Consider the following 25,859-nt stretch of genomic DNA (forward strand, 5'->3'; position numbering starts at 1 on the left):
GAGGGCGCGCACGGTCGCAACAGCGGCCGACGTTCCTTACTACGGGCGCAGTCGAAGGTTCTTCACCGGACGCGGGCGCGCTTGCGCACCTTCTTGGGCACCGACTCGGCGAGCTCGTAACGGCGGCGGTCGATCCGCTCCGCGTGACCCCACTTGGCCAGACGCGAGAGAACGACCGGGCACTTCTTGCACCGGGTGTCCTTCTTGCAGCACTTCTTCTTGGCGGTGAGTTGGGGCACCGTTCGAGCTTAGGTTCACCTGAGCCCGGACGGTGAATCCGACGGCGCGAGGTTACGGCGTCAGAGGGTGAACTCGGTGGCCTTCTCCCGGCGCAGATCACGCACGGGGACGCCACCGTCCAGCCCGAAGTCGCCGATGTGCTGCAGGTACATCGCACGACCGGCCTCCGACAGGGTGCCGTCGTGGATCGGGACGATCTCGCGTGGTGCGATCCGCCGGACGAAGGCGATTGTTTCCTTGACCGCGCCCCACGGCGCGGAGACGGGCACCGCGAGGATGTCGATCCGGTCGAGGGGCTGACCATCCAGTGCGTCGCCGGGGTGGAACAGCGTCGGCTCTCCCTCCACCTGGAACATCAGGCCGAGGTTGGGGATGCGGTCGACGTACGGGTGGATCTCGGCGTGCTGCTGCCCGATCGGGGTGACCCGCACCGAGCCGATCTCGAAACTCTGACCGGCACGGTTCTCGGTCGCTTGGATGTCGTTCTCCTGCAACGTTTTCAGCGATCCTGTGTCGGCGAACACCGAGGCGTCCGGGTTGCGTTCCAGCACACCCCTCAGCTTCGGGACGTCCAGGTGATCGGCGTGCTGGTGGGTGATCAGGACGGCATCGACGACACTGACGGCCGCGACGTCGGAGAACGAGCCCGGGTCGATGAGCATGCGTGCGTCGGCGTACTCGACCAGGAGGCAGGCGTGACCGAGGTGGGTGATCTTCATGCCAGCCACCGTACGAGTCGGCGCACGGACGCGGAGGCGTTCCGGGCGAACAACTGACGAGCGCCCACATCGCGAACACGACACGAACGCGCGGGTGTTCCTGGGCGCGACGTACCATTACCTCCCGTGAAACTCCTCGGTGAAATGCCCCCGTTCGATCTCACGTACAGCGACGTGTTCATGGTTCCGTCGCGGTCATCGGTGACCAGTCGCCTCGACGTCGACCTGTCCACGCCGGACGGTGTGGGCACCACCATCCCGCTGGTGGTCGCGAACATGACCGCGGTGTCGGGTCGACGCATGGCCGAGACCGTCGCTCGACGCGGCGCGATCGCGGTGCTGCCCCAGGACATTCCGGTGCACGCGGTCACCGAGACGATCGACTACGTCAAGGCGGCACACACCGTCTACGAGACCCCGGTGACGGTGTCGGCAGAGGCTCCGGTGGCGTCCGCGATCGCCCTGCTGGGCAAGCGCGCGCACAAGGCCGCCGTGGTCGTGGACGCCGACCATCGTCCGGTCGGAGTGGTCACCGAAGGCGACCTGCGCGATGTCGACCGCTTCACCACCGTCGGTCAGGTCATGTCCTGCGACCTGTTCAGCGTGACTCCGGACGCCGACCTCGACCAGGTCTACGACGACCTCGCCAAGCACCACCTCGGCCTCGCACCGGTGGTGAAGGACGGCGAGCTGCAGGGCGTGCTGACCCGCAAGAGCATCCTGCGCAGCGCGATCTATCAGCCCGCGCTGGATGACCGGGGGCGCCTGCGGATCGGCACCGCGATCGGCATCAACGGCGACATCGCCGCCAAAACGAAGGCGATGCTCGAAGCGGGCTCGGACGTGCTGGTCGTCGACACCGCGCACGGCCACCAGGACAAGATGCTCGACGCACTCGACGTCGTGAAGTCCGCCCGTGACGAGCACGAGGCGTCCACCGGAATCCGTATCCCGATCGCCGCCGGCAACGTGGTGACCGCCGACGGCGCCCGCGACCTGGCGAGCGCCGGTGCCGACATCATCAAGGTCGGAGTCGGACCGGGCGCCATGTGCACCACCCGCATGATGACCGGCGTGGGACGCCCGCAGTTCTCGGCGGTGCTCGAATGTGCAGCTGCGGCAACGGAACTCGGCGCGTATGTCTGGGCGGACGGCGGCGTGAAGTACCCGCGCGATGTCGCTCTCGCCCTTGCCGCCGGAGCCGGTTCGGTGATGATCGGCTCGTGGTTCGCGGGCACCTGGGAGAGCCCCGGTGACCTCAACCGGGACGCGTCCGGCCGGTTCTACAAGGAGTCCTTCGGCATGGCGTCCGCCCGTGCGGTGAGCAACCGGACGCAGGGACGCACCGCGTTCGACCGCGCCCGCTCGGCGTTGTTCGAGGAAGGCATCTCGTCCTCGAAGATGTACCTCGACGCCGAGCGCCCCGGCGTGGAAGACCTCATCGACTCGATCATCGCCGGTGTCCGCTCCAGCTTCACCTACGCGGGTGCCCGCAACATCGCCGAGTTCCGCGAGCGCGCGACGGTCGGTGTGCAGAGCGCGAGTGGTTACGACGAGGGCCGCCCCCGCGAAACCTCTTGGAGCTGAGGCCGCTACACCCGTAGTGAAGGGATCCGGTCGCAATGGCGACCGGATCCCTTCGCTGTGGCGGCTTTCAGCGGTNCGGCTTTCAGCGGTCGCTGAGGAAACTCCGTAATCCGGCGAGGTCGTCGGTGTCGTGCGTGGGTGGTGATCCGGTTCCGCAGAAAGTGGGCGTGCCGGGGATGAGCCGGCCGATACGCCGGGTTCAGTCATTGGGCGACCATCCATCTAGGACGACTGTTGCCAGTCGCCTCCAGCGGCCTACCCGCATGCTCGGGCGAGCAGCCCTCGGGCGCATGCTGTCTGGCCTTGCTCCGGGTGGGGTTTACCTAGCCGCCCCAGTCACCTGGGGCGCTGGTGGTCTCTTACACCACCGTTTCACCCTTACCTGCGCGAGCGCAGGCGGTCTGCTTTCTGTGGCACTGTCCCGCGGGTCACCCCGGGTGGCCGTTAGCCACCACCCTGCTCTTCGGAGCCCGGACGTTCCTCGGCGGGAGCGAACTCCCGACGCGGCCGCCTGGCCGGCTCATCCGTGGTCGAGTCTATCGGTGTCCGTTCACTTCAGGCGAGCGCGAACTCCACCTTGCCGGCTGCGATGTCGGCGGAGACCACCTTCACCTGAACGGTGGAACCGAGCTCGGCGGTGCCGGGCACCGGCTGGATCACCGCGTGCTCGGTCAGTTGCACCAGCAACCCCTCCTTGCCGTTGTTGTCGACCACGACGGCCTCGAAGGACTCTCCGACGTGGCCGGACATGAACGCCGCCTCGATGATGTCGGTCGCGGCCCGTTCGGCCTTGCGGGCCAGTTCGTCGGACTTCTTCATGTCGTCCGGAAGGGCCGCAAGGGCCGATCGCACCCATTGCGGCACCTCGGCGTCACGGCTGAGCGCCTCGCAGATCACCAGGCCGTAACGGTCGACGAGGCGCCGAAGCGGCGCGGTGACGTGGGCGTACGGCGCTGCCACCGCAGCCTGCTGAGTGACCTCGGGGATATCGCCGTCGAAGCAGGTGTAACCGGCTCCGCGGAACAACCCGGTGGCCTCGTAGATCAGCGCGAGGTGCTTGGGGTTGCTGCGGTCCAGGGTGCGCAGGAACTCACCGTAGGTGAGGTCCGAACGCCACTCGGCGCCGAGCGCCTGAGCGGCCCGCTTGAACCGTGCGATCGCGTTGCCCTCAGGTTCGGGCATCGTGCGCAGCACGCCGATCTGGTTGTGCAGCATCATCTCTGCGGCCGCCATGCCCGTCAGCAGCGAGATCTGTGCGTTCCAGTCCTCGGCGGGTACCGGCGGACGCATGGTCAGCTTGTACCCGTTCTCCTTGCTGGTGACGACCTGCTCGGGCATCGGCAGGCTCGCGCCGCCACGGGCACGTTCCATCTCCATCCGCTTCTCGCCGATCTCCTTCAGCAGCATCAGGGACTCGTCGGCGTTGCCGGAGTCGACCTGCTCCTGGACGAAGGTGTAGTCCAGACGCTTCTTGCTGCTCACCATCGCCCGGTACACCTCGTGGGCGGTGCAGTCGCCGGACGCGTCCAGCTTCATGTTCCACACGAACGCGGGCCGCGTCTGCCCTTCGAGCAGGCTGGCTGCGTCCTCGCTGATCGTTGTGGGGTGCAACGGAACTCGCTGATCGGGCAGGTAGATGGTCTGTCCGCGTCGGTGCGTCTCGGCGTCGAGTGCTCCCCCGGCCGCCACGAACGCGGGGACGTCGGCGATCGCGTACCTCACGCGGTAGCCGTCGCCGTCCCGTTCCAGACACATCGCCTGGTCGAGGTCGGTCGAGCCTTCCGGGTCGATGGTGAAGAACGGCACGGCGGTCTCGTCGCGCTCCGGCAACTCCGGGGCGGCAACAGCCCGCCTTGCTTCCGCCTCCACCTCGGCCGGGAACTGCGCCGGTAGCTCCAGACGCTGCCGCAGGCCGTCGAAGGCAGCGGCGAGCTCAGGGCTCTCGACCTGATCCGAGGGGACTTCGCTGGTGACCTTGATGACGCGTTTGACCATGGCTCACACCCTAGGGAGCCGGACGCAGGTCGCGCGGGTTAGTGACTGAACGGATGGAGGCGCCCGCTCGTAGACTCACCGGGTGCTCGTGCTGCTGCCTCCCTCGGAATCCAAGACTCCCCGCCCCCGAGGTGGGGCGTACCGACCGGACACGATGTCCTTTCCCGAACTGGTCGACGCCCGGGAGGCTGTCATCGAGCGGGCCGGCGAGCTGAGCGAATCCGACACGGCTGCAACGGTGCTCGGGGTGAGCCCGAACCTCACCCAGGAGATCGCCCGCAACACACGTCTGCGGTCCGCGCCGGCGGTACCGGTCGCGGCCCTCTACACCGGCGTCCTGTACGACGCGCTGGATCTTCCTTCCCTCGACGCTGCCGCGCTGCGACGGGCGAACCGCTGGCTCGTCGTGCAATCCGCGCTGTTCGGAGCACTTCGGATGAAGGACAAGGTGCCGCCGTACCGGCTCTCGATGGCAGTCAACCTGCCGGGTGTCGGTCCGCTCGCGTCGTTCTGGAAACCCTTGCTCGACGAACCGATGACCTCGGCTGCGGGCAAGGGTCTGATCGTCGACTGCCGCTCCAGCACGTACGCCGCCGCCTGGACACCGTCGGGTGACCTCGCTGCCCGCTGGGTGCAGATCAAGGTGCCCGGAGCCACCCACATGGCCAAGCACACCCGCGGCCTGGTTGCGCGCGCTATCTGCGAACTCGGACTCGACCCCCGTCGTCCCGAACAACTCGCCGATGGCCTCTCCGAGCAGTTCGAGGTGTCATGGGACGCCCCCACGAAGCCGGGCAGGCCCTGGGTTCTGTCGACGACCACGCGTGGTTGACCTAATCGAGCGCGTCGGACCGGTCGGACGCTGTGTCAGGTCGCCGCGTCGAGAGCCTGGGTGAGGTCACGCACCAGGTCGGCGGCGTCCTCCAGGCCGACCGAGATGCGTAGGACGCCGTCGGTGATCCCGATCGCCAGCCGCGCTTCCTCGCCCATGCGGCGGTGAGTGGTGGTGGCCGGGTGGGTGATCAGCGACTTGGAGTCGCCCAGGTTGTTGGAGATGTCGATGATCTGCAGCGCGTTCATCAGCTTGAACGCCTCGGCCTTGCCGCCGGCCAGGCGGAAAGTGACGACCGTGCCGCCCCCACCCATTTGCTTGCGTGCCAACTCGTACTGCGGGTGCGATTCCAGGTATGGGTACCAAACCTGTTCCACTGCAGCGTGATTCGCCAAGGTGCGCGCAACCTCGATAGCCGACCGGGCCATCTGATCCACGCGCAGACGCATGGTCTCCAGACCCTTGACCAGGACCCACGCGTTGAAGGGCGACAGCGACGGGCCGGTGTGCCTGATGAGGTTCTGGACAGGACCTTCGATGTAGTCCTTCGGCCCCAGGATCGCGCCACCGAGGACGCGTCCCTGTCCGTCGATGTGCTTGGTCGCGGAGTAGACGACGATGTCGGCGCCGTGCTCGAGCGGCTTGGAGTAGACGGGCGTGCCGAACACGTTGTCGACGACCACCTGCGCGCCGGCGGCGTGGGCGAGATCGCAGACTGCGCGGATGTCGACGAGTTCCTGCATCGGGTTGCTCGGCGTCTCGAAGAAGACCGCCGTCGTAGGAACGCTGAGGGCCTCGCGCCACTGATCGAGATCGGGACCGTCGACGAACACGGTCTCGACGCCCCAGCGCGGGAGGATCTCGTCCAGGATCACGAAGCAGGAGCCGAACAGTCCGCGGGACGCCACGACGCGGTCGCCGGCACCGAGCAGAGCCGCGAGTGCCGTGAAGACCGCGCCCATGCCTGAGCCGGTCGCGTAACAGGCCTCGGCGCCCTCCAACTGACGTAGGCGCTCCTCGAACACGGCGACGGTCGGGTTCCCGTACCGGCTGTAGACGAAACGATCCACCTCTGCCTTGAACGCCGCCTCGGCGTCCTCGGCGGTCTCGTAGACGAAACCCGACGTCAGATAAAGGGCTTCCGCCGTCTCCTCGAAACCGCTGCGGGACAAGCCTCCTCGCACCGCGATGGTGTCGGGGGCAAACTGCTGGTCGTCCATCTCGCTCCTACTGCGCTCGAGCACCGCGCGTCGCGCGAAGGTGATTCGTATCGTTCACGAAGCTCACCGAGCCGTGCCCGTCGGCCCAGAGTTCGAGACCTGTGAACGAACCCGGACCGATCGCGAGCATCCAGGCGTGCGCCAGATCGAGGCCAAGCACCTCGGCAAGCACGACCATGATCGGCTTGCGGTGCGTGGCCACGACGACCACACTCCCGTCGGACGCCGACTCGACGGCCCGGCGCAGGGCGTCCCGGACGCGGGACGTGAGTTGCTCGTGCGTCTCTCCCCCGCCCGGTGCCGCGTAGGTCGGGTCGTCACGCAGCCGCGCGAAGTCCTTGTGCTGCACCAGATCCCGCACGAGCTCGCCGTCCCACTCGCCGAAGTTCTGTTCGTCCCAGTCCGGGTCGATCTCGACCTGCTGGCCACGGGCTTCAGCCGCCGGACGGATGGTTTCCTGGGCGCGCGACAGGTCCGATGCGATGAACCGCACCGGCAGGTCGCCCGTCTTGGCGGCAATGCCCGCAGCGACCGATCGGGCTTGGGCGAGCCCTTGCTTGTTGAGGTCGGGGTTCGGTCCGCCGCGACCGTCGAGTCTTCCCTCGACGGTGAAGTCGGTGACTCCGTGACGCACCATCAGGACGCGAACCGGACGACCTGCCTGGGCAGGCGCCAGTGCGGGGGCAGCGGCTGCCTCGGCGTCGGTGGCATCGACGGCGGGCTCACTTACCTCGGCGGGGTCGTCGCAGTCGTCGGGTTCGGTTGTCCGCCAAAGATTCCGGACGACCGTTTCGCCGTCCATCGCCACATTGGACAGCTTGTCGGCGTCCTTGTTCTTCTCGCGCGGGATCCACGTCCAGGTCACGGCGCCGCCCGCGGTCGTCAATGACCGGACGATCTCCTGCGCCTCGAGGGCGAGGCGCTTCATGTCCACGTGCTTGATCTTCCAACGACCGGCCATCTGCTCGACGACCAGCTTGGAGTCCATCCGCACCTCGACGCGCGCGGACGGGTCGATCTCGGCGGCAGCCTCCAACCCGGCGATCAGACCGGAGTACTCGGCGACGTTGTTGCTGGCCAAACCAAGCGGCTCGGCGCGTTCGGCAAGCAGTTCTCCGGTGGATGCGTCCCGGACGAGGGCGCCGTATCCGGCCACCCCGGGATTGCCCCGAGAGCCGCCGTCGGCCTCGACGATGAGAGCCCGTGCCATCGAGCGCTTACAGCCCCGACTCGGATGTGCGGACGACGATCCGGCGGCAGTCCTCGCAGCGCAGGATCTCGTCCTCGGGTGCGTTCTTGAATTTCGCCAGCTCGGTCGCGTTCAGCTCAAGACCGCAGCCGCCGCACCGACGCTGCGTGAGCGCCGCTGCTGCGAGTCCGCCGCACTGCTCGCGCACCTTCTCATAGAGGCCGAGCAGATCGGTGCCGAGTCCGGGCGCGATCTGATCACGTTGCGCTGCAACGCTGTTCGACTCTTCGTCGATCTCGGCGATCGCCTGGTCGCGGTCGTTCGCGAGGGAGACGATCTTCTCGTCGAGCTCCGCCTTCTGTGCCTCGCGCCGGGCGAGAACGGCGCGAAGCTCCTCGGCACGCTCCATCACGGCGATTTCCTCGTCCTCGAGTTCGGCCTGTCGGCGCGCGAGCGTTTGCAGTTCGTGCTGCATGCCCTGCAGGTCCTTCGGCGAACCCTGGCCGGAGTCCAGGCGCTGCTGGTTGCGAGCGGCACGGTCGCGGACGAGCTGGACGGCGTCCTCGGCCTTGGTGATCTCCCGCTCGACGTCCTGGGCGGCCGTGCGAGCGAGCACGACCTCCTCGAAGAGTTCGTCCTGCTGCTTGGTCGCCTTCTCGATCTCGGCGAGCACCGGCAGCGTGCGCTTCTTGTGGGCGAGCTGCGTCAGGCGCGTGTCGAGCGCCTGCAGGTCGAGCATGCGCCACTGCTTAGCGAGGTCGGCTTTCATTCCTGGCTCCCAGAGTCCGGTGTCGAGTCGGTTGTCGAGTGGGTGCTGCCGACGAGGAAATCCCACGGGTCGGTGCGCACTGTGCAGATGTCGGTGTCAACTGTAAGTCCGTCGCAGGCCAGGCGCTCCCGCAGCCGGTCGGCGGCTGCGTCGAGCCAGAGCGACTCGGTGGCCCAGTGGCCCGCGTCGATAAGGTAGGGCGGCCCGCCTCGCGCCTCTTCGCGCGCCTCGATGGCGGGGTGGTGACGCAGGTCGGCGGTCACGTAGACGTCCGCACCCGAGCGTCGCACGGCCTCGAAACGGTCGTCGCCGGCACCACCCAGGACGGCGACCCGACGGACCTGTGCTTTCGCTTCCCCACTGACCCGGATGCCGACCGGGGCAGGCGGCAGTGCGGACGCAAGGTGCTCGGCGAAAGCCTTGAGCGACAACGGTTGCGGCAGGTCGCCGACGCGCCCGATGGGCTGGCCGTCCTCGTCGTCGAGGGCCTCGCAGTCATCCGGTAGACCGCACGCGGCCGCCAGCGCGTCGTTGACGCCGGGCCGCGCTACGTCGGCGTTGGTGTGCGCGCAGTACAGCGCCATGTCGGCGACCACCAGGGAGGTGATCGCCGCACCCTTGGCCGTGGTGGTGGCGACCGAGTTGATGCCGCGCAGCAGCAGAGGGTGGTGGGTGACCACCAGGTCGATGTCGTCGTCCCGCGCTTGTTCGATGACGGCCAGCGTCGGGTCGACCGCGAACCTGATGCGCTGCACGGGTTGTTCGGGGTCTCCGGTCACCAGGCCGACGCGGTCCCAGGAGGCGGCGGTCGAACTCGGGAAGAACTCCTCGAGCACCGAGATGACCTGCGCCAGAGTCGGACTCGTCAGGTCGGAAGTCATGGGTTCCTTCGAGCGGTTCGGGTTTGCGGGCGTCGCCAAGCCTACGGGTCGGGCGGCCGTCGAGTGTCACCGTGGTTTCGACCCTGGACGCTGCTGCTTCGTCGCTGGATCCAGGCTCAACCAGCGGGAAAGGTGGGCCCCTGCGCCACGGAGCAGCGAAGGCGTGTGTAGCGATCGAGGTTGGACCGCGAAGCCGGTGGTGGCACCTGGGCGACCACGCTGGAAGGCTCACGCCGCGGAACGGCGAAGGCGGGCAGCCGCTACGAAGTGAGCGGCTGCCCGCCTTCACGCCGAGGGAGCGGCAAATGTAATTGTGGGCCCGGCCGGTCTCGAACCGACGACACCCGCGGTGTAAACGCGGTGCTCTACCAACTGAGCTACAGGCCCTCGCCACGCACCGTCGGGTGCGGGGCTCGGTCAAGGGTAATGGGGTTCAGGACAGCTTCGCGACGGCCTCGTCGTAGCCGGCGAAGTCGCGGGCTTCGCCCGGACCGTTGACCTGCGACCAGGTGATCGTGGCGCTGCCGTCGATGAGGAAGGTGCCGCGGATGGCCATGCCGGCGTCCTTGTTGAACACGCCGTAGTCCTTGGCGATCGAACCGTGCGGCCAGAAGTCGGACAGCAACGGGAAGTCGTAACCCTGGTCGTCCGCCCAGGCGCGCTGGGTGAACATCGGGTCGCAGGAGATTCCGACGACCTGCACCTTGTCGTTCGCGAAGCGAGACAGGTCATCGCGGATGGAGCACAGTTCGCCGGTGCAGATGCCGGAGAACGCGAACGGGTAGAACACCAGCAGCAGTGCTTTTTCGGAGGTCAGACCGGTGAGGGTCTGCTCCTGGCCGAACTGGTCCTTGGCGGTGAACGCGGGAGCCTGTTCGCCGACCTGCTTGGGGGAAGTCATGTGTCGCCTCTTCTCAGCGTTGCTTCTGGTGGCCGCCCTGGACCAGTTTGGTGGCGATCCAGTCGCCGGCTTTCGCGGTCGAACTCGCCTTGAGTCCAACGGTTTTCGCCGCCTCTTCGATGTCTGCGGCCTGAACGTGTTCCGGGTGGCCGGCCTTCGGCACCAGCACGACCAGGAAACCCTTGTCGGCCAGCATGGCGAGTGCGTCGACACAGTCGTCGATGAGGTCACCGTCGCCGTCGCGCCACCACAGCAGTACCGCGTCGACGACGCCGTCGAACTGGTCCTCCTCGAGGGCCGATCCGATGAGGTCCTCGACGTTCTCCCGGAGGGCGTCCTCGACGTCCTCGTCCCAACCGATCTCGAGTACGACCTGTCCTTCGGTGAACCCGATGCGGTTCGCCCAGGTGCCGCCGCCTGCGTCGTTAGCCATGTTCCTTCCCAGAGTGTTCGATTGCACCGCCCGCTCGATCGTGCGCCGGTGATGCCGCCCCACGGTAGTGGACGAGCGGCGCCGACTGCGATCACCGCACGAATCGGGTCAGATGCGGGCATATGTGCCCACGTACTAGAAGGTAACCGGACTCGCTTGTACGTACATGCCTTCCGCGGTGTTTGATGGAGATTGCGAATCATGTACGCGAAGGAGCCAATCGTGTCACCAAAGCCTGCCAAGGGCCCGATCCTCAACGGTCTACCCAGCCAACTTCCGGACGTCGATCCGGAAGAGACGCAGGAATGGTTGGAGTCCCTCGACGGGATCATCGACGCCGGCGGTCGCAACCGCGCGCGTTACGTCATGCTCAAGTTGCTTGAGCGAGCTCGCGAACGCCAGGTGGGCATCCCGTCGTTGACGACGACCGACTACATCAACACCATCCCGCCGGAGGGCGAACCGTGGTTCCCCGGTGACGAGGAGGTCGAGCGCCGCTACCGCGCCTGGCTGCGCTGGAACGCTGCGATCATGGTGCACCGCGCCCAGCGTCCTGAGATCAGCGTCGGTGGACACATCTCGTCCTACGCATCGGCCGCCACGCTGTACGAAGTGGGCTTCAACCACTTCTTCCGCGGCAAGGACCACCCCGGCGGCGGCGACCAGGTCTTCTTCCAGGGCCACGCCTCCCCCGGCATGTACGCCCGCGCCTTCCTCGAAGGCCGCCTGTCCGAGGACCAGCTCAACGGATTCCGCCAGGAGAAGTCGCACTTCATCGACGGCAAACCGTTCGGTCTGCCGTCCTACCCGCACCCACGGAACATGCCCGACTTCTGGGAGTTCCCGACGGTGTCGATGGGTATCGGTCCGATGAACGCGATCTACCAGGCGCAGTTCAACCGCTACCTGCACAACCGCGGCATCAAGGACACCAGCGACCAGCACGTGTGGGCGTTCCTCGGTGACGGCGAGATGGACGAGCCGGAATCGCGCGGTCTCCTGCAGCTGGCGGCCGGCGAGGAGCTCGACAACCTGACGTTCGTCGTCAACTGCAACCTGCAGCGGCTCGACGGCCCGGTGCGCGGAAACGGCAAGATCATCCAGGAGCTCGAGTCGTTCTTCCGCGGCGCCGGCTGGAACGTCATCAAGACGGTCTGGGGACGCGGCTGGGACCCGTTGCTCGCTGCCGACCGTGACGGCGCCCTGGTCAACCTGATGAACACCACGTCCGACGGCGACTACCAGACCTTCCGCGCCAACGACGGAAAGTACGTCCGTGACAACTTCTTCGGACGCGACCCTCGTACCAAGGCGATGGTCGCCGACTGGAGCGACGAGGACGTCTGGTGGCGCCTCAAGCGTGGTGGCCACGACTACCGGAAGGTCTACGCGGCGTACAAGGCTGCGACCGAGCACCACGGTCAGCCGACGGTCATCCTCGCCAAGACGATCAAGGGCTACAGCCTGGGCACCCACTTCGCGGGGCGCAACGCGACCCACCAGATGAAGAAGCTCACGCTGGACGACCTCAAGATGTTCCGCGACTCGCTCAAGATCCCGATCTCGGACGCGCAGTTGGAGGAGAACCCCTACCTGCCGCCGTACTACCACCCGGGCGAGAACGACGAGGCGATCAAGTACATGCGTGAGCGCCGCGCTGCCCTCGGTGGTGGCCTGCCCTCGCGCCGCACGAAGTCGAAGGAGATCAGCCTTCCGGCCGACTCTGCGTACGCCCAGGCCAAGAAGGGCTCGGGCAAGCAGATGGTCGCAACGACCATGGCGTTCGTCCGCATCCTGAAGGACATGATGCGCGACAAGGAGTTCGGCAACCGGATCGTGCCGATCATCCCGGACGAGGCACGCACGTTCGGCATGGACGCGTTCTTCCCGACGCTGAAGATCTACAACCCGCACGGCCAGAACTACAAGTCGGTCGACGCCGAGCTGATGCTCGCGTACAAGGAGTCGGAGCAGGGACACATCCTGCACACCGGCATCAACGAGGCGGGTTCGGTGGCTGCGTTCACGGCTGCCGGCTCGGCCTACGCGACGCACGACGTGCCGATGATCCCGATCTACATCTTCTACTCGATGTTCGGGTTCCAGCGCACCGGAGACAGCATCTGGGCGGCCGCCGACCAGATGGCGCGCGGGTTCATGATCGGCGCCACCGCCGGTCGTACCACGCTGACCGGCGAGGGTCTGCAGCACGCCGACGGTCACAGCCTGCTGCTGGCGTCGACCAACCCGGCCGTCGTGGCTTATGACCCTGCGTACGCGTACGAGATCGCGCACATCATGCAGAACGGTGTGGAGCGCATGTACGGCGCCGAACCGGAGAACGTCATTTACTACATGACGGTCTACAACGAGCCGATGCAGCAGCCGGCCGAGCCGGACGACCTGGACGTCGAAGGTCTTCTCAAGGGCATCTACAAGGTGTCCGAGGGCAGCACCGAGGGTGTCGGTGACGACGCACGTCGCGTGCAGTTGCTCGCGTCCGGTGTCGGTGTGCCGTGGGCGCTCGAGGCGCAGCAGTTGCTCAAGGACGACTGGGGCGTCGTCGCCGACGTCTGGTCGGTGACCTCGTGGGGCGAACTGCGCCGCGACGGCCTGGCCGCCGACGAGCACAACTTCCTGCACCCGGACGAGGAACCGCGGATCCCGTTCATCACGCAGAAGTTGCAGGGTGCTCCGGGTCCGGTCGTGGCAACGTCCGACTGGATGCGCACCGTGCAGGACCAGGTTCGCCAGTGGGTTCCTCAGGAGTTCGCCTCGCTGGGTGCCGACGGGTTCGGTTTCTCCGACACCCGTCCGGCTGCACGACGTTTCTTCCACATCGACGGTCCGTCGATGGCGGTGCGTGCGCTGCAGATGCTGGTCGAGCGCGGTGAGCTGGACGAGAGCTACCCGAAGAAGGCCGCCGAGAAGTATCAGCTGCTCGACGTCCGCGCGGGTACCTCCGGCAACGCGGGCGGCGACGCCTGACTTCGCGACACCGATCGATGAAGCCCCCCGGCACATGCCGGGGGGCTTCATCATGATCGACCGGGACCGGGGGTCAGGGTGCCTCGACGCCGAGCGTCAGTTCACGCGAGAGCACACCGAGGTCGGGGTTGTCGGTGAAGATGCCGTCGATGCCGGTCTTCCACAGTTGCGCGAAGAAGTCGAGCACGCGACCGTAGTCGGCCGGGTTCGTGCCGGTGCGGTAGTCGGCGGGAAGGAAGGTGTTCTCCGCGCGGACCGTCCACGGGCAGACCGTGAGGCCGTTGGCGTGCGCGTCGGCGACCAGCAAGGTGGGCTTGCCGAGGGTGCCGTCGGAGTTCCAGGCGATGACGCGCTTGGTGTCCGGGCCGACGCCGTCGATGTATTTGGCCCACTCCTTCATGCCCGAGCGGGACAGCAACTGGTCGTAGCTGCGGGTGTCACCGTACGGCGTGCCCTTGACCGTGGCGAGGAAGACCAACGGAGCCTTGACCCGCATCTCGGTCCGCAGATCGATCAGGTTCTGCAGTTCGAACGACTGGATGAAGATCGGGGCCTTGGGCGAGTCGAGACGGAAACGACGGATGAGACGAACAAGCTTCTCCTCCAACGGGTTTCCCATCTCCCGGAAGTACGTCGGGTGCTTGGTCTCGGGGTAGACCCCGATGACACGACCGAGCTCACGCGACAGTTTCTCGCGCAGCTTCAGCACCTCCTCGAAGGTCGGGATCTGCCACAGACCGTCGTACGCGGTGTTCTCCTGCCGCAGTTCCGGCAGGCGCTCCACCGCTCGCAGCGTGCGCAGTTCGGCGAGGGTGAAGTCCTCGGCGAACCATCCGGTGACCGGGACACCGTCCAGACTCTTGGTGGTCTTGCGGGAGGCGAACTCCGGGCGTTCGGCAACGTCGGTGGTGCCACCGATCTCCGGCTCGTGCCGACAGACCAGCACACCGTCCTTGGTGATGACCAGGTCGGGCTCGATGAAGTCGGCGCCCATCCGCGCGGCGAGGGTGTATGCGGCAAGTGTGTGCTCGGGGCGATAGCCGGACGCACCTCGGTGTCCGACGACGATCGGACCCTTGCGGCGCGGTCCACGTCGGCGACCGGAGTCGGCGTACGCGGGGTCGGTCAGGGCGGGGGCAGCAACAGCGGATGAGGCGCCGGCGGCGACGAGGCCGGCGAAAGAACGTCGATTCATGAATACATGCCAGCCCATCAAGTCGCAGTAGGGGTGACATCGAGGTGTCCAATCGACGAACGGTCGCCCGTTTTGGTAAAGGTTCTACAAATAAGCTGGCCCCATGCCCCAGCCCCGCAGCACCCAGCGCCGACTCGAGGCCGCAGCCGGTGGCCTCGCAACGACCGCGGTGCAGCGGATGGAGGACGAACTGCCTTGGTACCGGGCGCTGCCCGCCGAGGACCGGTCCTGGGTGGGCATGGTCGCCCATGCGGGCATCGCGGCCTTCATCGCCTGGCACGCCGACCAAGACACGTTGCCCCCGATCGCGGCCGACGTCTTCGGCACCGCGCCGCGGGAACTCACTCGATCGATCACGCTCCAGCAGACCCTCGACCTCGTCCGCACCACGATCGATGTCGTCGAACAGGCCGTGCCCCAGGTCGCTGAGCCGGACGAACGAGTCGAGATGCGCGCCGCGGTGCTCACCTATTCACGCGAAGTCGCGTTCGCGTGCGCCCACGTGTACGCGCAGGCAGCTGAGACCCGCGGCGCGTGGGACGCGCGACTGGAATCGTTGGTGCTCGACGCGGTGCTGCGCGCCGAGGCCGACGAGGCGTTGCGCTCGCGGGTGTCGGCGCTGGGCTGGGACGAGGTCAAGGACATCGTGGTGATCGCCGGGAACGCACCCCCCGGTGCGGGCAGCGAGACGGTGGACGCCGTTCGCCGGGTCTCGACCCGGATCGGTGCCGAAGCGCTGGCCGCTGTGCAGGGACGCAGGCTCATCGCCATCCTCGGCAATGTCGCCGACCCCATGCCGGTCGCCGGTGACCTGGCCGACCTCTGGGCGCCCGGCCCGGTAGTCGTCGGCCCCCTGGTTCCGCATCTGTACGCGGCCGGACGCAGTGCCAGGGCCGCGCAATCCGGGTATGTCGCGGCGGCCGCCTGGCCGAATGCACCGCGTCCCTGTCACGCCGAAGAATTGCTCGCCGAACGCGCACTCGGCGGCGACCACCGCGCCCGCCGACAGCTCACCGACCGGGTCGACGAAGCACTCGAACGACGTGCCGGCACCCGGGAAACCGTGATGGCCTACCTGGTGAACGGCAGTCTCGAGGCGACCGCCCGTGCGCTGTTCGTGCACCCCAACACGGTCCGCTACCGGCTCGGCAAGTTCGAGCAGGACAGCGGCTACGACATCACCGATTCCCGGGACGCCTTCGCCGTCCGGCTCGGTGCCATGTATGCCGTGTTGCCATCCCCGTCCGAGCGTCGTTGACGATTCCTACAAAGACGGACCGCCGACTTTCGTCGGTTTCGGTGATCTGCTCCCCCACGGTCGGCAAGGGAGAGTTGAGGACGTGCTCGCAATCGTCTGCCCTGGACAGGGCTCCCAGACCCCCGGCTTCCTGGCTCCCTGGCTCGAACTGCCCGGCTTCCAAGACCGGCTGAACTGGCTCTCCGCCGTCGCCGCAGTGGACCTGGTGGAGCACGGCACGAAGTCCGACGCCGACACCATCAAGGACACCGCCGTCGCGCAGCCGCTCATCGTCGGCGCCGGCCTGGTCTCCTTGTTGGCCCTGTTCAGTCACCCGGCCGACGGCTTCCGCCTGGTCGGGGCCGGCGCCGGTCACTCCGTCGGTGAGATCACCGCCGCATCCGCTGCGGGCGTGCTGTCCGCGGAACAGGCAATGGTGTTCGTCCGTGAGCGCGGCAAAGGCATGGCAGCCGCGAGCGCGGTCCAGCCGACCGGGATGGCCGCCGTCGTCGGTGGCACAGAGGATGATGTGTTGTTGGTGCTCGGCAAGCACGGGCTGACACCGGCCAACCGCAACGGTGGCGCACAGATTGTCGCCGCCGGCACGATGGAGCAGTTGGACGCGCTGAAGGCCGACCCGCCGGCCAAGGCTCGCGTGATTCCGTTGCAGGTCGCCGGTGCATTCCACACCGAGCACATGGGGTCGGCCGTCGAACAACTCGGCGGATACGCCCGTGCGATGTCGACCCACGACCCCCGCGTCGCCCTGGTCTCGAACAAGGACGGGCAGGTCGTGCACAGTGGCGTCGACGTGCTGCGCCGCCTGGTGACCCAGGTCAGCAGCCCGGTGCGCTGGGAGCTCACGATGGAGACGCTCGTCGGGATGGGTGTCACCGGCATCATCGAGATCCCGCCGGCAGGCACCCTGGTCGGTCTCGCCAAACGCGGCATGCCGGGCGTCGAGGCACTGGCCCTGAAGTCGCCCGACGACCTCGACGCCGCTCACCGGATGATCCGGGAGCACGGGGACCCGCAGCAGGCGATGGACCCCACCTGGCGCCTGGTCATCTCGCCCGCCAAGGGCACGGTCACGATCGCCGACCTCACCGCCGGCGAGGACGTCCGACCCGGCACCGAGATCGCGACGGTCAACACCCTGCGCGACTCCTACCCGGTCAGCGCACTGCACGGCGGACAGGTGCTGGAGTGGCTGGTCGACGACGGCGATCCCGTCGCACCCGGCCAACCAATCCTTCGCCTCTACCCGACGGAACTGTGATGAATTCCCCTGTGTCCCAACCCAAGAAAACCGGCAAACTCCAGGTCGCCGACAGCGTCCAACACTCGCGCATCCTCGGCGTGGGCGCCTACCGCCCCGACCGAGTGGTCACCAACGACGAGATCTGCCAGTTCATCGACTCCTCCGACCAGTGGATCCGTGAACGCTCGGGCATCATCACCCGACGCATCGCCGGTGACCACGAGACCGTCACCTCGATGGCCGAAGCCGCATCACGCGAGGCGGTCGCGAACGCCGGGATGGACATGAGCCAGATCGACGCGGTGCTGGTCGCAACGGTCAGCCACCCGTACCAGACACCCGCCGCGGCACCGTTGATCGCGACGAACCTGGGAATCAACGGTGTGCCGGCCTTCGATATCTCCGCAGCGTGTGCCGGGTACTGCTACGGCATCAGCCTGGCCAACGACATGGTGCGCTCGGGCAGTGCCCGCAACGTCCTGGTGATCGGCGTGGAGAAGCTGTCGGACTTCACCGACAAGTACGACCGCGGCACCGCCTTCATCTTCTCCGATGGAGCCGGTGCAGCGGTGGTCGGCGCGTCCGACACCCCGGGCATCGGACCCACCGTCTGGGGATCGGACGGGGAACAGTGGGATGTCATCTCCCAGCGTGAGTCCTGGCTCGACATCCGGCGTTCGTGGGAGAACGAACCCGGCGACCAGCGCACCTGGCCGACGATCGGAATGGCCGGCCAGTCGGTGTTCCGTTGGGCGGTGTGGGGCATGGCCCCGGTTGCTCAGAAGGCATTGGACGCCGCCGGCATCACCGCCGACGACCTGGACGCGTTCATCCCGCACCAGGCGAACATGCGGATCATCGACGCGATGATCAAGCAGTTGAAGCTGCCCGCCGACATCCCCGTCGCCCGCGACATCGCCGAGCAGGGCAACGCGTCCGCCGCCTCGGTCCCGCTCGCGACCGAGCGCATGCTGCGCGAGGGCGAAGCCCCCCACGGTGGGCTGGCACTGCAGATCGGATTCGGTGCCGGTCTGGCCTATGCCGCCCAGGTGATCGAACTCCCGTAAACCCCCGTCGGCTCGGCGGGCAAACCGGGTCAGCCCCGAGTTTCCTTGAACCACAAGGAAACACATCACGAAACAAGGAGTTGTCGAAGATGGCACAGAGCGACCAGGAGATCCTCGAGGGCCTCGCTGAGATCGTCAACGAGGAGACCGGCCTCGACACCAAGGAGGTGCAGGTCGACAAGTCGTTCACCGAGGACCTCGACATCGACTCGCTGTCGATGATGACGATCGTCGTCAACGCCGAGGAGAAGTTCGGTGTGCGCATCCCCGACGACGAGGTCAAGAACCTCACCACCGTTGGCGACGCCGTCACCTACATCAAGGACGCCCAGGGCTGACCGGTCGGGGGAGCCGGTCGGCGTCTTCGGGCCGGCTCCCCCACCAGCTGCCGCACCACTCACCGAACCACGCACAGCACTCGCACGCGCGCCACAACCACGAGGAGTACGCACCCCATGAGCGCAGACAAGCGCATCGTCGTCACCGGAGTCGGCGCCACCACACCCCTGGGTGGCACGGCGAGCCAGACGTGGGACGCACTGCTGGCCGGACGTTCCGGAGCCCGCACCATCGAAGCCGACTGGGTGAAGCAGTACGAGCTGCCCACCACTTTCGCCGCGTCCATCGCCCAGGATCCTGGTGAGGTGCTCGCCCGTGTGGAGACGCGCCGCATGGACCCGTCCGCGCAGTACGCACTCGTGGCGACCCGTGAGGCCTGGGCCGACGCCGGCAAGCCCCAGGTCGACCCGGAGCGTCTCGGCGTCGCGATCGGCACCGGTATCGGTGGCGTCCACACGCTGCTGTCGCAGTACGACGTGATGAAGGAGAAGGGCGCGCGTCGCATCTACCCCCTGACGGTTCCGATGCTGATGCCGAACACGGCGTCCGGCAATGTCTCGCTCGAACTCGGTGCGCGCGCCGGAGCACACACCACGGTTTCCGCCTGCGCGTCCGGAGCTGAGGCGATGGGTTACGCCGCGGAGATGATCCGTGCGGGCCGCGCCGATGTCGTCGTCGCCGGTGGCACAGAGGCCGCGATCCACGCATTGACCATCGGCGGTTTCAGCGCGATGCAGGCATTGTCCAAGCGCAACGACGACCCGGCGGCTGCATCGCGGCCGTACGACGTCGATCGTGACGGCTTCGTCATGGGTGAAGGTGCTGCGGTGATCGTGCTGGAGACCTACGAGCACGCGAAGGCACGCGGCGCGAAGATCTACGCCGAGTTCGCATCCATCGGGATGTCCGCCGACGCACACCACATCACCGCACCCGAACCGGAAGGTTCCGGCGCCAGCCGTGCGATGAACGAGGCTGTACAGCGAGCAGGCCTGTCGCACAAGGATGTTGCGCACATCAACGCGCACGCCACCTCGACTCCGGTCGGTGACATCGCCGAGTCGAACGCGATCCGTCGCACCTTCGGCGATGCGACCGACAACATCGCCGTCACCGCCACCAAGTCGATGACCGGCCACCTGCTGGGTGCTGCCGGCGCACTCGAAGGACTGCTGACTGTCCTGTCGGTGCACCACCGCCTGGTTCCGGCCACGATCAACGTCGACAACCAGGACCCCGAGATCGTCCTCGATGTCGTCAAGGGCGAGCATCGCAAGCTTCCGGACGGCGACATCGCTGCCCTCAACAACTCGTTCGGATTCGGCGGTCACAACGTCGCCATGATGGTGAAGAGCCTCTGATGGCACGTCAGCCCAACGAAGCGTCCGCCGCCGCGTCCGCATCGGCCAAGCCGAAAGTCGACCGGGAGAACGATCCCCGTAACCCGCGCAAGCGTCTGGAGCAGTTCTTCGACGCCGGCACGCTCGAACTGATCACCGACGAGGACACCAGTGGTGTGTTGGTCGGTGTCGGTGACGTGAAGGGTGCGCGCGCCGTGGCTTTCGCCTCTGACGCCACCATCCAGGGCGGCGCGATGGGCGTCGAGGGTTGCAAGGCGATCCTGGTGGCCTACGAGCGTGCGCTGGCCGACGAGGTGCCCGTCGTGGGGTTGTGGCACTCCGGCGGCGCCCGCCTGGCCGAAGGCGTCGTATCGCTGCACGCGGTGGGCGAGGTCTTTGCGATCATGACCCGTGCGTCCGGCAAGATCCCGCAGATCTCGATCGTGATCGGTCCTGCTGCGGGCGGTGCCGCGTACGGTCCCGCGCTCACCGACATCGTGATCCTGGGGCCCGACGGACGCGTGTTCGTCACCGGCCCGGATGTCGTGCGTTCGGTGACGGGCGAGCAGGTGGACGCGCTACGCCTGGGCGGCCCGGAGCCGCACGGACGTCGTTCCGGTGTCGTCCACGTCGTCACCGACTCGACCGAGGAGGCGTACGAGCGTGGCCGCCAGCTCGTGGATCTGCTTGCCGCACAGGGCGAGATGGACGTGGACAGCGTGGAGGACCGCGACCTCGCTGCCACGCTGCCTGAGTCTGCGAAGCGTGCGTACGACGTTCATCCGCTGATCGCGGACCTGCTGGACGAGGGTGCCGATTCCCTCGAGTTGCATCCGCGTTGGGCACCGAACATCGTGACGACCCTCGGCCGCCTCGGCGGTCGGACCGTCGGTGTCATCGCGAACAACCCAATGCGCTTGGGCGGGTGCCTCGACTCCTCCTCGGCGGAGAAGGCGGCCCGGTTCGTGCGGATGTGCGACGCGTTCGGCGTGCCGCTGGTCGTGCTGGTCGACGTGCCCGGCTACCTGCCCGGCGTCGGCCAGGAATGGGATGGCGTCGTGCGCCGCGGAGCCAAGCTGCTGCATGCGTTCGCCGAAGCCGTGGTGCCTCGGGTGACGCTGGTGACCCGCAAGACCTACGGCGGCGCGTACATCGCGATGAACTCCCGATCGCTTGGTGCGACAAGGGTTTTCGCCTGGCCCGACGCCGAGATCGCGGTCATGGGCCACGTCGCCGCAGTACGCATCCTGCACCGCCGCCGACTGGCGGAGGTCGACGAGGCCGAGCGCCCCGGCGTCGAGAACCAGTTGGCCGACGAGCACGCCAAGCTCGCCGGCGGGCTCCCCCGCGCGATGGAGATCGGCGTGATCGACGAGGCGGTCGAGCCCTCCGCGACCAGGTCTGCGCTGGCTGCGGCCATCGCGTCCGCACCGGCCCGACGGGGGCAACACGGCAACATCCCGCTCTGAGTCATTGCACACAGAAGCCCTGCACCGGATCTCGGTGCAGGGCTTCTGTTTTCACGCTCAGCTCACGCGGTGCAGCCAGCGGACGGTCGCGCCGTCACCGGCGTACCGGAAGGGTTCGAGCTCTTGGTCCCATGCGACTCCCAGGAGTTCGGCCATCTCGGCACGGAACTGGTCGGGGTCGCCCTTGCTCGCGGCGAGCGCAGAGCGCAGCCGGTCCTCATTGACGACGGCGTCGCCGTTGGCCGAGGTCCAGGTGTGGTGGATGCCGAGGGCCGGGGTGTGAGACCAGCGCGAGCCGTCACAGCCGGGGCTGGGTTCCTCGGTGATCTCGAACCGCACGTGCTCCGAGCCGCGCAGAGCACTGGCGAGTTTGGCGCCGGTACCGGGTTCCCCCATCCAGGACAACTCGGTGCGGACGAGGCCGGGCGCCATCGGCTGGCCGGTCCAGTCGATGCGGACGGCAGAACCGAGGACGTTCTCCAACGCCCAACTGATGTGTGGGCACAACGCAGTCGGAGTCGAGTGAATGAACACGACTCCGCGCGTGACACGCGAATTCACCGCAGACATCCGGGCCTCCTAGCTGTGCGAGGGACGTCTTCCCCAACGGCCTCGCAGTGGCCCATGTCAACGGCAGTGAAGTTGTTGTGGCCATTGTGCCCCAAATTCGTAACTTCCGCACCATCGGTCACAGCCGATGACCTTAACGGCGCTCAGCTCGACGTCCGATCCGGCGCGCCGACGTCAGCGTCGTTTGGCGAGCGAGGCGATGGCGGTGCCGAACACCACCAACCCCGCAATCCCGCAGAACGTGAGTCCGGCCCCGGCATCGAGCGGACTCGGTTCGTCGTCCGTGCCGGTCACGTATCCCATCATCGCCGCCCACAACAGTCCACCCAGCAGGCACACGAACAGCGCGACGATGCCCCACGCCACATGTCCCTTGCCGAGTGCTTGAGGCAGGCCCAGCATCAGCAGAACGACCGTGACGCCGAGTATTACCTCTGCCAGCCCTGCGGACGCCGGCTCGACGTTGTAGTTGAGCTCGGCCCATTCGAGATTGAATGCGTTCCAGCTCTGCCCGTTCATCGACGCCCACGGCATGAAGAGGCTGGCGAGGATCACCACACACATGATGATCCAGGCCCAGCCGATTCCCTTGGCCGTGCCGTCGGCCGGGCGCTCCCCGTTGATCGGTGGAGCGAATCCGTGCGCCGGTTGCCCGTACGGTGCGCCGTACCCGTGGCTCGCAGCGGCCGAGCCGCCGTGCATTCTCGGATCCGATGACGGGCGGTAGGTCTGCGCCGCAGACGACGGCATGGACGGCGGCATGGACGGCGGTCCGGCGTACGGCGCATGGGTCGGCTGAACCGGAAACCGGCCGGGCGTCGAACTGAGGCCACCCCGCAGTGCGCGGGCGTACTCCCCGACCCCGTGTGGACGCTGGTAGGCGCCCTTGGCGAGACCGTGCATGACCGCGTCCCGGACTCCGGACGGGACGTGCGCAGGCAACTGCGGCGGCGATTCGTTGATGTGCTTCATCGCCAGTGTCACAGCCGAATCGGCCTGGAACGGTCGACCACCGGTGAGGGCCTCGTACGTGACGACCGCGAGCGCGTACAGGTCGGCCTGGCCGTCGACGTCGTGTCCGAGCGCCGCTTCCGGCGCGAGGTACTGCGCGGTGCCGAGCACCTCTCCGGTGCGGGTCATCTTCGCCTCGCCGAGTGCGCGGGCGATGCCGAAGTCGGTGAGTTTCACCGTGCCCTTCTCGGTGACCAGAATGTTGGCCGGCTTCACATCACGGTGGACCACACCTGCCTCGTGCGCCGCCTCGAGCCCTGCGGCTGCCTGGCCGACGAGTGATACGACCTGCTCGGGCGGTAGTCCACCTCGACGATCGATGAGGTCTGTGAGGGATGTACCGCGGACGTACTCCATGACCAGGTAGTCGGTGCCGGCGTCACGTCCGAAGTCGTGCACCTGCGCGATGTTGGGGTGGCTCAGCCGAGCGGCGGTGCGCGCTTCGTGATGGAAGCGCTGTGCGAACTCAGGGTCTTCGGCAAGCTCGCGTCTGATGACCTTCACCGCAACCGTGCGATCGAGCACGGCGTCGTGCGCCACCCAGACCTCCCCCATGCCACCGCCGGCGATCCGCGAACGCAACTCGTACCGTCCGCCGAGCGTCTCCCCCGGTCTCACGATCGCGCCTCCCCGTCGTGGCTGTCTTTGTGCCCAAGCATGCACCACGCGGGCGTGCCTACCCGGCGGCACGCTGAGACCGCAAACCGATTGAGCTCCTCCGTTGCGAGCTGTGCTCAACGCCCCGACCCGACGCCGCCTGACCTGGGATCCACCGCACGGCACCGGCTGACGTCCGCCGTCGGCGCTCCCGTACCCTCGTCTACCGGTCAGGTTCTCGTCGGCTCATCAAGGCACCGGCTGTCCCGAGGCGGACGGAGGATCTGACCGGCCCGGATCTCCGGGCGCGGGGCGGTAGCTCAGCCGGTCAGAGCAGCGGACTCATAATCCGTCGGTCCTGGGTTCAAGCCCCAGTCGCCCTACAGACGTCGCATTGCGACGTTTGGTACCTGCCGTGCGGGCTTCGGTTGATGCAAGCAGTTCGACCAGGCCCGGATCTTCGTGCGCGCCGACGAGGCGACCTGGATCAAGGCAGGCATCGAACACAGCGACGGGACGAACTGCGTCGGTGCCGTTGCCCTAAGCGGCGATGTTGCCGTCTTCGTCGACCCAGAGTGCGCCGCCATCGACCCAGTCTCGGAACTGTTGCCAGGCTTGATCGTCTCCTGGCGGCGGTGGGCCGAACCAGGGTCGCTGATCCTGTTGGGCCACAGCCGAATCGGCCTGCAGGTCAGGGGGCGGGTGTTGTTCCCGCCATTCGTTCAAGTGACGGTCGTAGGAGCCGGCGGTGTAATCCCACACCACCTGTCCGTCGATGAGACGGCCGGCGAGCCGGTCGCGATGCACGACCGTGTGGTGACCGCCGCACAGCAGGGCGGAGTTGTCCAGGCTGGTCGGGGCACCGTCGGCCCAGTGGATCAAGTGGTGACCGTCGCACCAGAACGCCGGCGCAGTACAGCCGCCGAAGGTGCACTGCTGATCACGTACCCACAAGGCCTTCAACATCTCCCGCGTGATGTATCGCTGCGAACGGCCCGCGTCCAGAATCCGCCCGAACGCGTCCCGCACCAACGGCATCACGTGACCGTCGCACGCCAGCTTGCGGACGGTCTCCGACCCGAGCAACATCCCGGCATCAACACCGCCGAGCACCCGCCCGGCGCCACGGCCGTCGCGCAATCGCTCCTCGTCCACCACGACAACCACAGTGGACTTCGTCGAGGCTCCCGGTAGCACCGCCGACGACAACCCACGACGCAGAGCCTCGATCAAGGCCTGACCGCGACGCTGGGCGAACGTACGCGTGTCCCGTTCACCATCCGGACCAGGGACCGGTTTGCTCAGCGGCCCTATGGCCGCTTCGAGGATTGCCCGTGACTCGTTGTCGAGCGCCAGGTCGTACTCGGTGATGCCGTCGTTCTCCACACCTCGGCTGAGTTCCACCCGGGTCCGGCGCTTGTCCTGATCCCGCTGGAACTCCCGCGACCCGAACCTGGACAACAGTTCCGGGCGCACCATCTTCACGCCGTCCGGACCGTGCCGGCGCCCCATGATCAACAGAGCTTCGGTGACCGACTCCATCGCACCGGGGATGACCTCGGCCCGCAGCTTCTCCATCTCACGCAGGATCGTCGCGCCCGTCCTGGCAGAGAACGCCGCATCGATCACCGCTGCACCGACGCGCTGCCGATCCCCTCGAGTGTTCGCGGCCAGGGCACACGCCGCCACGTCCGCTGCACCACCCTCGGCAGTCGTCGGTGCGTGTTCCCGCACCCACGCCGTCGTCCCCGGTGAGGTCGATGCGACGATCTCACCCCGCCCCGCAGCCTCCGCCGTAGCAGCGACCCGAGCAGCCGCGGCGACCCGCATCAGGTCGTCGAGGTCGCCGACGAACTCGGTCAGCTCCGCACCCGATGCCTGGAAAAGCCACGACGCGACATCCCTCAGGGCGACCCGGGCATCGCCGATCGAATCGCGTCGATCCGCGAAACCGGTGACCTGTCCGACCTGCATGAAACCACCCTAGGCGTCACCACCGACAACCTCCTGACCTGCGAA

Annotated in this window: 22 protein-coding genes, 2 tRNA genes and 1 other RNA gene; 10 read left to right on the forward strand and 15 right to left on the reverse strand. The window is 67.3% G+C overall.

Going from position 1 to position 25,859, the window contains the following annotated elements; all coding sequences use genetic code 11:
* Positions 1 to 62: 62 nt before the first annotated feature.
* Together ACYU8W_RS01260 and ACYU8W_RS01265 are read right to left on the reverse strand one after the other, a co-directional pair.
* Positions 63 to 239, reverse strand: coding sequence for a hypothetical protein (locus ACYU8W_RS01260; RefSeq protein WP_168990280.1), 177 nt, complete (start codon positions 237 to 239; stop codon positions 63 to 65).
* Positions 240 to 299: 60 nt separating this feature from the next.
* A complete protein-coding gene (locus ACYU8W_RS01265) occupies positions 300 to 959 on the reverse strand; it encodes an MBL fold metallo-hydrolase (RefSeq protein ID WP_499465995.1) in 660 nt (219 codons plus the stop codon).
* A gap of 144 nt (positions 960 to 1,103) precedes the next feature.
* Here ACYU8W_RS01265 and ACYU8W_RS01270 point away from each other — a divergent pair, with 144 nt between their 5' ends.
* Complete coding sequence (locus tag ACYU8W_RS01270; RefSeq protein WP_499466134.1) at positions 1,104 to 2,546, forward strand: GuaB1 family IMP dehydrogenase-related protein; 1,443 nt, start codon at positions 1,104 to 1,106, stop codon at positions 2,544 to 2,546.
* Between the two features lie 173 nt (positions 2,547 to 2,719).
* Here ACYU8W_RS01270 and rnpB read toward each other — a convergent pair.
* Positions 2,720 to 3,069: RNase P RNA component class A (gene rnpB / locus ACYU8W_RS01275), an RNA gene on the reverse strand.
* A gap of 32 nt (positions 3,070 to 3,101) precedes the next feature.
* Complete coding sequence (locus ACYU8W_RS01280) at positions 3,102 to 4,541, reverse strand: RNB domain-containing ribonuclease (RefSeq protein WP_499465997.1); 1,440 nt, start codon at positions 4,539 to 4,541, stop codon at positions 3,102 to 3,104.
* An 88-nt stretch (positions 4,542 to 4,629) separates the two neighbouring features.
* Between ACYU8W_RS01280 and ACYU8W_RS01285 the strand changes: the two genes are divergently transcribed.
* Complete coding sequence (locus tag ACYU8W_RS01285; RefSeq protein WP_499466136.1) at positions 4,630 to 5,373, forward strand: YaaA family protein; 744 nt, start codon at positions 4,630 to 4,632, stop codon at positions 5,371 to 5,373.
* 35 nt (positions 5,374 to 5,408) lie between these two features.
* On the opposite strand, the gene ACYU8W_RS01290 is transcribed toward ACYU8W_RS01285, so the two are convergent.
* The 7 genes from ACYU8W_RS01290 to ACYU8W_RS01320 form a co-directional block, all read right to left on the reverse strand.
* On the reverse strand, positions 5,409 to 6,593 hold the full coding sequence (locus ACYU8W_RS01290) for an O-succinylhomoserine sulfhydrylase (protein WP_499465999.1): 1,185 nt from the start codon (positions 6,591 to 6,593) through the stop codon (positions 5,409 to 5,411).
* A 7-nt stretch (positions 6,594 to 6,600) separates the two neighbouring features.
* On the reverse strand, positions 6,601 to 7,803 hold the full coding sequence (locus ACYU8W_RS01295) for a bifunctional RNase H/acid phosphatase (RefSeq protein ID WP_499466001.1): 1,203 nt from the start codon (positions 7,801 to 7,803) through the stop codon (positions 6,601 to 6,603).
* A 7-nt stretch (positions 7,804 to 7,810) separates the two neighbouring features.
* Positions 7,811 to 8,551 carry a zinc ribbon domain-containing protein gene (locus ACYU8W_RS01300; RefSeq protein ID WP_499466003.1) on the reverse strand — a complete coding sequence of 247 codons (741 nt, stop codon included), beginning with the start codon at positions 8,549 to 8,551 and terminating at the stop codon, positions 7,811 to 7,813.
* Positions 8,548 to 9,432, reverse strand: a complete 885-nt coding sequence (locus tag ACYU8W_RS01305) for a Nif3-like dinuclear metal center hexameric protein (protein WP_499466005.1) — start codon at positions 9,430 to 9,432, stop codon at positions 8,548 to 8,550. The genes ACYU8W_RS01300 and ACYU8W_RS01305 overlap by 4 nt, the downstream gene beginning before the upstream one ends.
* Before the next feature lie 314 nt (positions 9,433 to 9,746).
* Positions 9,747 to 9,819: transfer RNA gene (locus ACYU8W_RS01310), tRNA-Val, on the reverse strand.
* A gap of 46 nt (positions 9,820 to 9,865) precedes the next feature.
* On the reverse strand, positions 9,866 to 10,333 hold the full coding sequence (locus ACYU8W_RS01315) for a peroxiredoxin (RefSeq protein ID WP_499466007.1): 468 nt from the start codon (positions 10,331 to 10,333) through the stop codon (positions 9,866 to 9,868).
* 13 nt (positions 10,334 to 10,346) lie between these two features.
* Positions 10,347 to 10,766 (reverse strand): DUF3052 domain-containing protein, encoded by a 420-nt coding sequence (locus ACYU8W_RS01320; protein WP_129626654.1) that lies wholly within the window; start codon positions 10,764 to 10,766, stop codon positions 10,347 to 10,349.
* Between the two features lie 222 nt (positions 10,767 to 10,988).
* Between ACYU8W_RS01320 and aceE the strand changes: the two genes are divergently transcribed.
* The gene (gene aceE / locus ACYU8W_RS01325; RefSeq protein WP_499466009.1) at positions 10,989 to 13,754 is read left to right on the forward strand and encodes a pyruvate dehydrogenase (acetyl-transferring), homodimeric type; all 2,766 of its coding nucleotides are present in this window, start codon (positions 10,989 to 10,991) and stop codon (positions 13,752 to 13,754) included.
* 73 nt (positions 13,755 to 13,827) lie between these two features.
* On the opposite strand, the gene ACYU8W_RS01330 is transcribed toward aceE, so the two are convergent.
* Positions 13,828 to 14,949 carry a glycerophosphodiester phosphodiesterase gene (locus tag ACYU8W_RS01330; protein ID WP_499466011.1) on the reverse strand — a complete coding sequence of 374 codons (1,122 nt, stop codon included), beginning with the start codon at positions 14,947 to 14,949 and terminating at the stop codon, positions 13,828 to 13,830.
* A gap of 103 nt (positions 14,950 to 15,052) precedes the next feature.
* On the opposite strand from ACYU8W_RS01330, the gene ACYU8W_RS01335 reads away from it, so the two are divergent.
* The 6 genes from ACYU8W_RS01335 to ACYU8W_RS01360 all read left to right on the forward strand — a co-directional run bounded on the left by ACYU8W_RS01335 (position 15,053) and on the right by ACYU8W_RS01360 (position 21,662).
* Positions 15,053 to 16,207 (forward strand): PucR family transcriptional regulator, encoded by a 1,155-nt coding sequence (locus ACYU8W_RS01335; RefSeq protein WP_499466013.1) that lies wholly within the window; start codon positions 15,053 to 15,055, stop codon positions 16,205 to 16,207.
* A gap of 82 nt (positions 16,208 to 16,289) precedes the next feature.
* Positions 16,290 to 17,465: an acyltransferase domain-containing protein gene (locus ACYU8W_RS01340; RefSeq protein WP_499466014.1), complete on the forward strand. Its 1,176-nt coding sequence runs from the start codon at positions 16,290 to 16,292 to the stop codon at positions 17,463 to 17,465.
* Positions 17,465 to 18,514, forward strand: a complete 1,050-nt coding sequence (locus tag ACYU8W_RS01345) for a beta-ketoacyl-ACP synthase III (RefSeq protein ID WP_499466016.1) — start codon at positions 17,465 to 17,467, stop codon at positions 18,512 to 18,514. The genes ACYU8W_RS01340 and ACYU8W_RS01345 overlap by 1 nt, the downstream gene beginning before the upstream one ends.
* An 89-nt stretch (positions 18,515 to 18,603) precedes the next feature.
* The gene (locus tag ACYU8W_RS01350) at positions 18,604 to 18,852 is read left to right on the forward strand and encodes an acyl carrier protein (RefSeq protein WP_499466018.1); all 249 of its coding nucleotides are present in this window, start codon (positions 18,604 to 18,606) and stop codon (positions 18,850 to 18,852) included.
* 117 nt (positions 18,853 to 18,969) lie between these two features.
* Entirely contained in the window at positions 18,970 to 20,214 is a 1,245-nt protein-coding gene (fabF, locus tag ACYU8W_RS01355) for a beta-ketoacyl-ACP synthase II (RefSeq protein WP_499466020.1), read from the forward strand.
* A complete protein-coding gene (locus tag ACYU8W_RS01360) occupies positions 20,214 to 21,662 on the forward strand; it encodes an acyl-CoA carboxylase subunit beta (RefSeq protein WP_499466022.1) in 1,449 nt (482 codons plus the stop codon). The genes fabF and ACYU8W_RS01360 overlap by 1 nt, the downstream gene beginning before the upstream one ends.
* A gap of 57 nt (positions 21,663 to 21,719) precedes the next feature.
* On the opposite strand, the gene ACYU8W_RS01365 is transcribed toward ACYU8W_RS01360, so the two are convergent.
* Together ACYU8W_RS01365 and ACYU8W_RS01370 are read right to left on the reverse strand one after the other, a co-directional pair.
* Positions 21,720 to 22,232, reverse strand: a complete 513-nt coding sequence (locus ACYU8W_RS01365) for a DUF3145 domain-containing protein (protein ID WP_129626636.1) — start codon at positions 22,230 to 22,232, stop codon at positions 21,720 to 21,722.
* A gap of 174 nt (positions 22,233 to 22,406) precedes the next feature.
* Positions 22,407 to 23,861, reverse strand: coding sequence for a protein kinase domain-containing protein (locus tag ACYU8W_RS01370; RefSeq protein ID WP_499466024.1), 1,455 nt, complete (start codon positions 23,859 to 23,861; stop codon positions 22,407 to 22,409).
* A gap of 288 nt (positions 23,862 to 24,149) precedes the next feature.
* Here ACYU8W_RS01370 and ACYU8W_RS01375 point away from each other — a divergent pair.
* Positions 24,150 to 24,223, forward strand: a tRNA-Ile gene (locus ACYU8W_RS01375).
* Positions 24,224 to 24,380: 157 nt separating this feature from the next.
* Here ACYU8W_RS01375 and ACYU8W_RS01380 read toward each other — a convergent pair.
* Complete coding sequence (locus ACYU8W_RS01380; protein WP_499466026.1) at positions 24,381 to 25,814, reverse strand: HNH endonuclease signature motif containing protein; 1,434 nt, start codon at positions 25,812 to 25,814, stop codon at positions 24,381 to 24,383.
* Between the last annotated feature and the right edge of the window lie 45 nt (positions 25,815 to 25,859).

The organism is Yimella radicis (assembly GCF_054778255.1).

Excerpts from the sequence above, each read along its gene's own strand:
- ACYU8W_RS01315 (WP_499466007.1), bottom strand. The coding sequence starts at position 10,333 with ATGACTTCCCCCAAGCAGGTCGGCGAACAGGCTCCCGCGTTCACCGCC.
- fabF (WP_499466020.1), top strand. The coding sequence starts at position 18,970 with ATGAGCGCAGACAAGCGCATCGTCGTCACCGGAGTCGGCGCCACCACA.
- ACYU8W_RS01320 (WP_129626654.1), bottom strand. The coding sequence starts at position 10,766 with ATGGCTAACGACGCAGGCGGCGGCACCTGGGCGAACCGCATCGGGTTC.
- ACYU8W_RS01365 (WP_129626636.1), bottom strand. The coding sequence starts at position 22,232 with ATGTCTGCGGTGAATTCGCGTGTCACGCGCGGAGTCGTGTTCATTCAC.
- ACYU8W_RS01350 (WP_499466018.1), top strand. The coding sequence starts at position 18,604 with ATGGCACAGAGCGACCAGGAGATCCTCGAGGGCCTCGCTGAGATCGTC.
- ACYU8W_RS01295 (WP_499466001.1), bottom strand. The coding sequence starts at position 7,803 with ATGGCACGGGCTCTCATCGTCGAGGCCGACGGCGGCTCTCGGGGCAAT.
- ACYU8W_RS01380 (WP_499466026.1), bottom strand. The coding sequence starts at position 25,814 with ATGCAGGTCGGACAGGTCACCGGTTTCGCGGATCGACGCGATTCGATC.
- ACYU8W_RS01305 (WP_499466005.1), bottom strand. The coding sequence starts at position 9,432 with ATGACTTCCGACCTGACGAGTCCGACTCTGGCGCAGGTCATCTCGGTG.
- ACYU8W_RS01360 (WP_499466022.1), top strand. The coding sequence starts at position 20,214 with ATGGCACGTCAGCCCAACGAAGCGTCCGCCGCCGCGTCCGCATCGGCC.
- ACYU8W_RS01345 (WP_499466016.1), top strand. The coding sequence starts at position 17,465 with ATGAATTCCCCTGTGTCCCAACCCAAGAAAACCGGCAAACTCCAGGTC.
- ACYU8W_RS01280 (WP_499465997.1), bottom strand. The coding sequence starts at position 4,541 with ATGGTCAAACGCGTCATCAAGGTCACCAGCGAAGTCCCCTCGGATCAG.
- ACYU8W_RS01290 (WP_499465999.1), bottom strand. The coding sequence starts at position 6,593 with ATGGACGACCAGCAGTTTGCCCCCGACACCATCGCGGTGCGAGGAGGC.
- ACYU8W_RS01300 (WP_499466003.1), bottom strand. The coding sequence starts at position 8,551 with ATGAAAGCCGACCTCGCTAAGCAGTGGCGCATGCTCGACCTGCAGGCG.
- ACYU8W_RS01335 (WP_499466013.1), top strand. The coding sequence starts at position 15,053 with ATGCCCCAGCCCCGCAGCACCCAGCGCCGACTCGAGGCCGCAGCCGGT.
- ACYU8W_RS01270 (WP_499466134.1), top strand. The coding sequence starts at position 1,104 with ATGCCCCCGTTCGATCTCACGTACAGCGACGTGTTCATGGTTCCGTCG.
- ACYU8W_RS01265 (WP_499465995.1), bottom strand. The coding sequence starts at position 959 with ATGAAGATCACCCACCTCGGTCACGCCTGCCTCCTGGTCGAGTACGCC.
- ACYU8W_RS01330 (WP_499466011.1), bottom strand. The coding sequence starts at position 14,949 with ATGAATCGACGTTCTTTCGCCGGCCTCGTCGCCGCCGGCGCCTCATCC.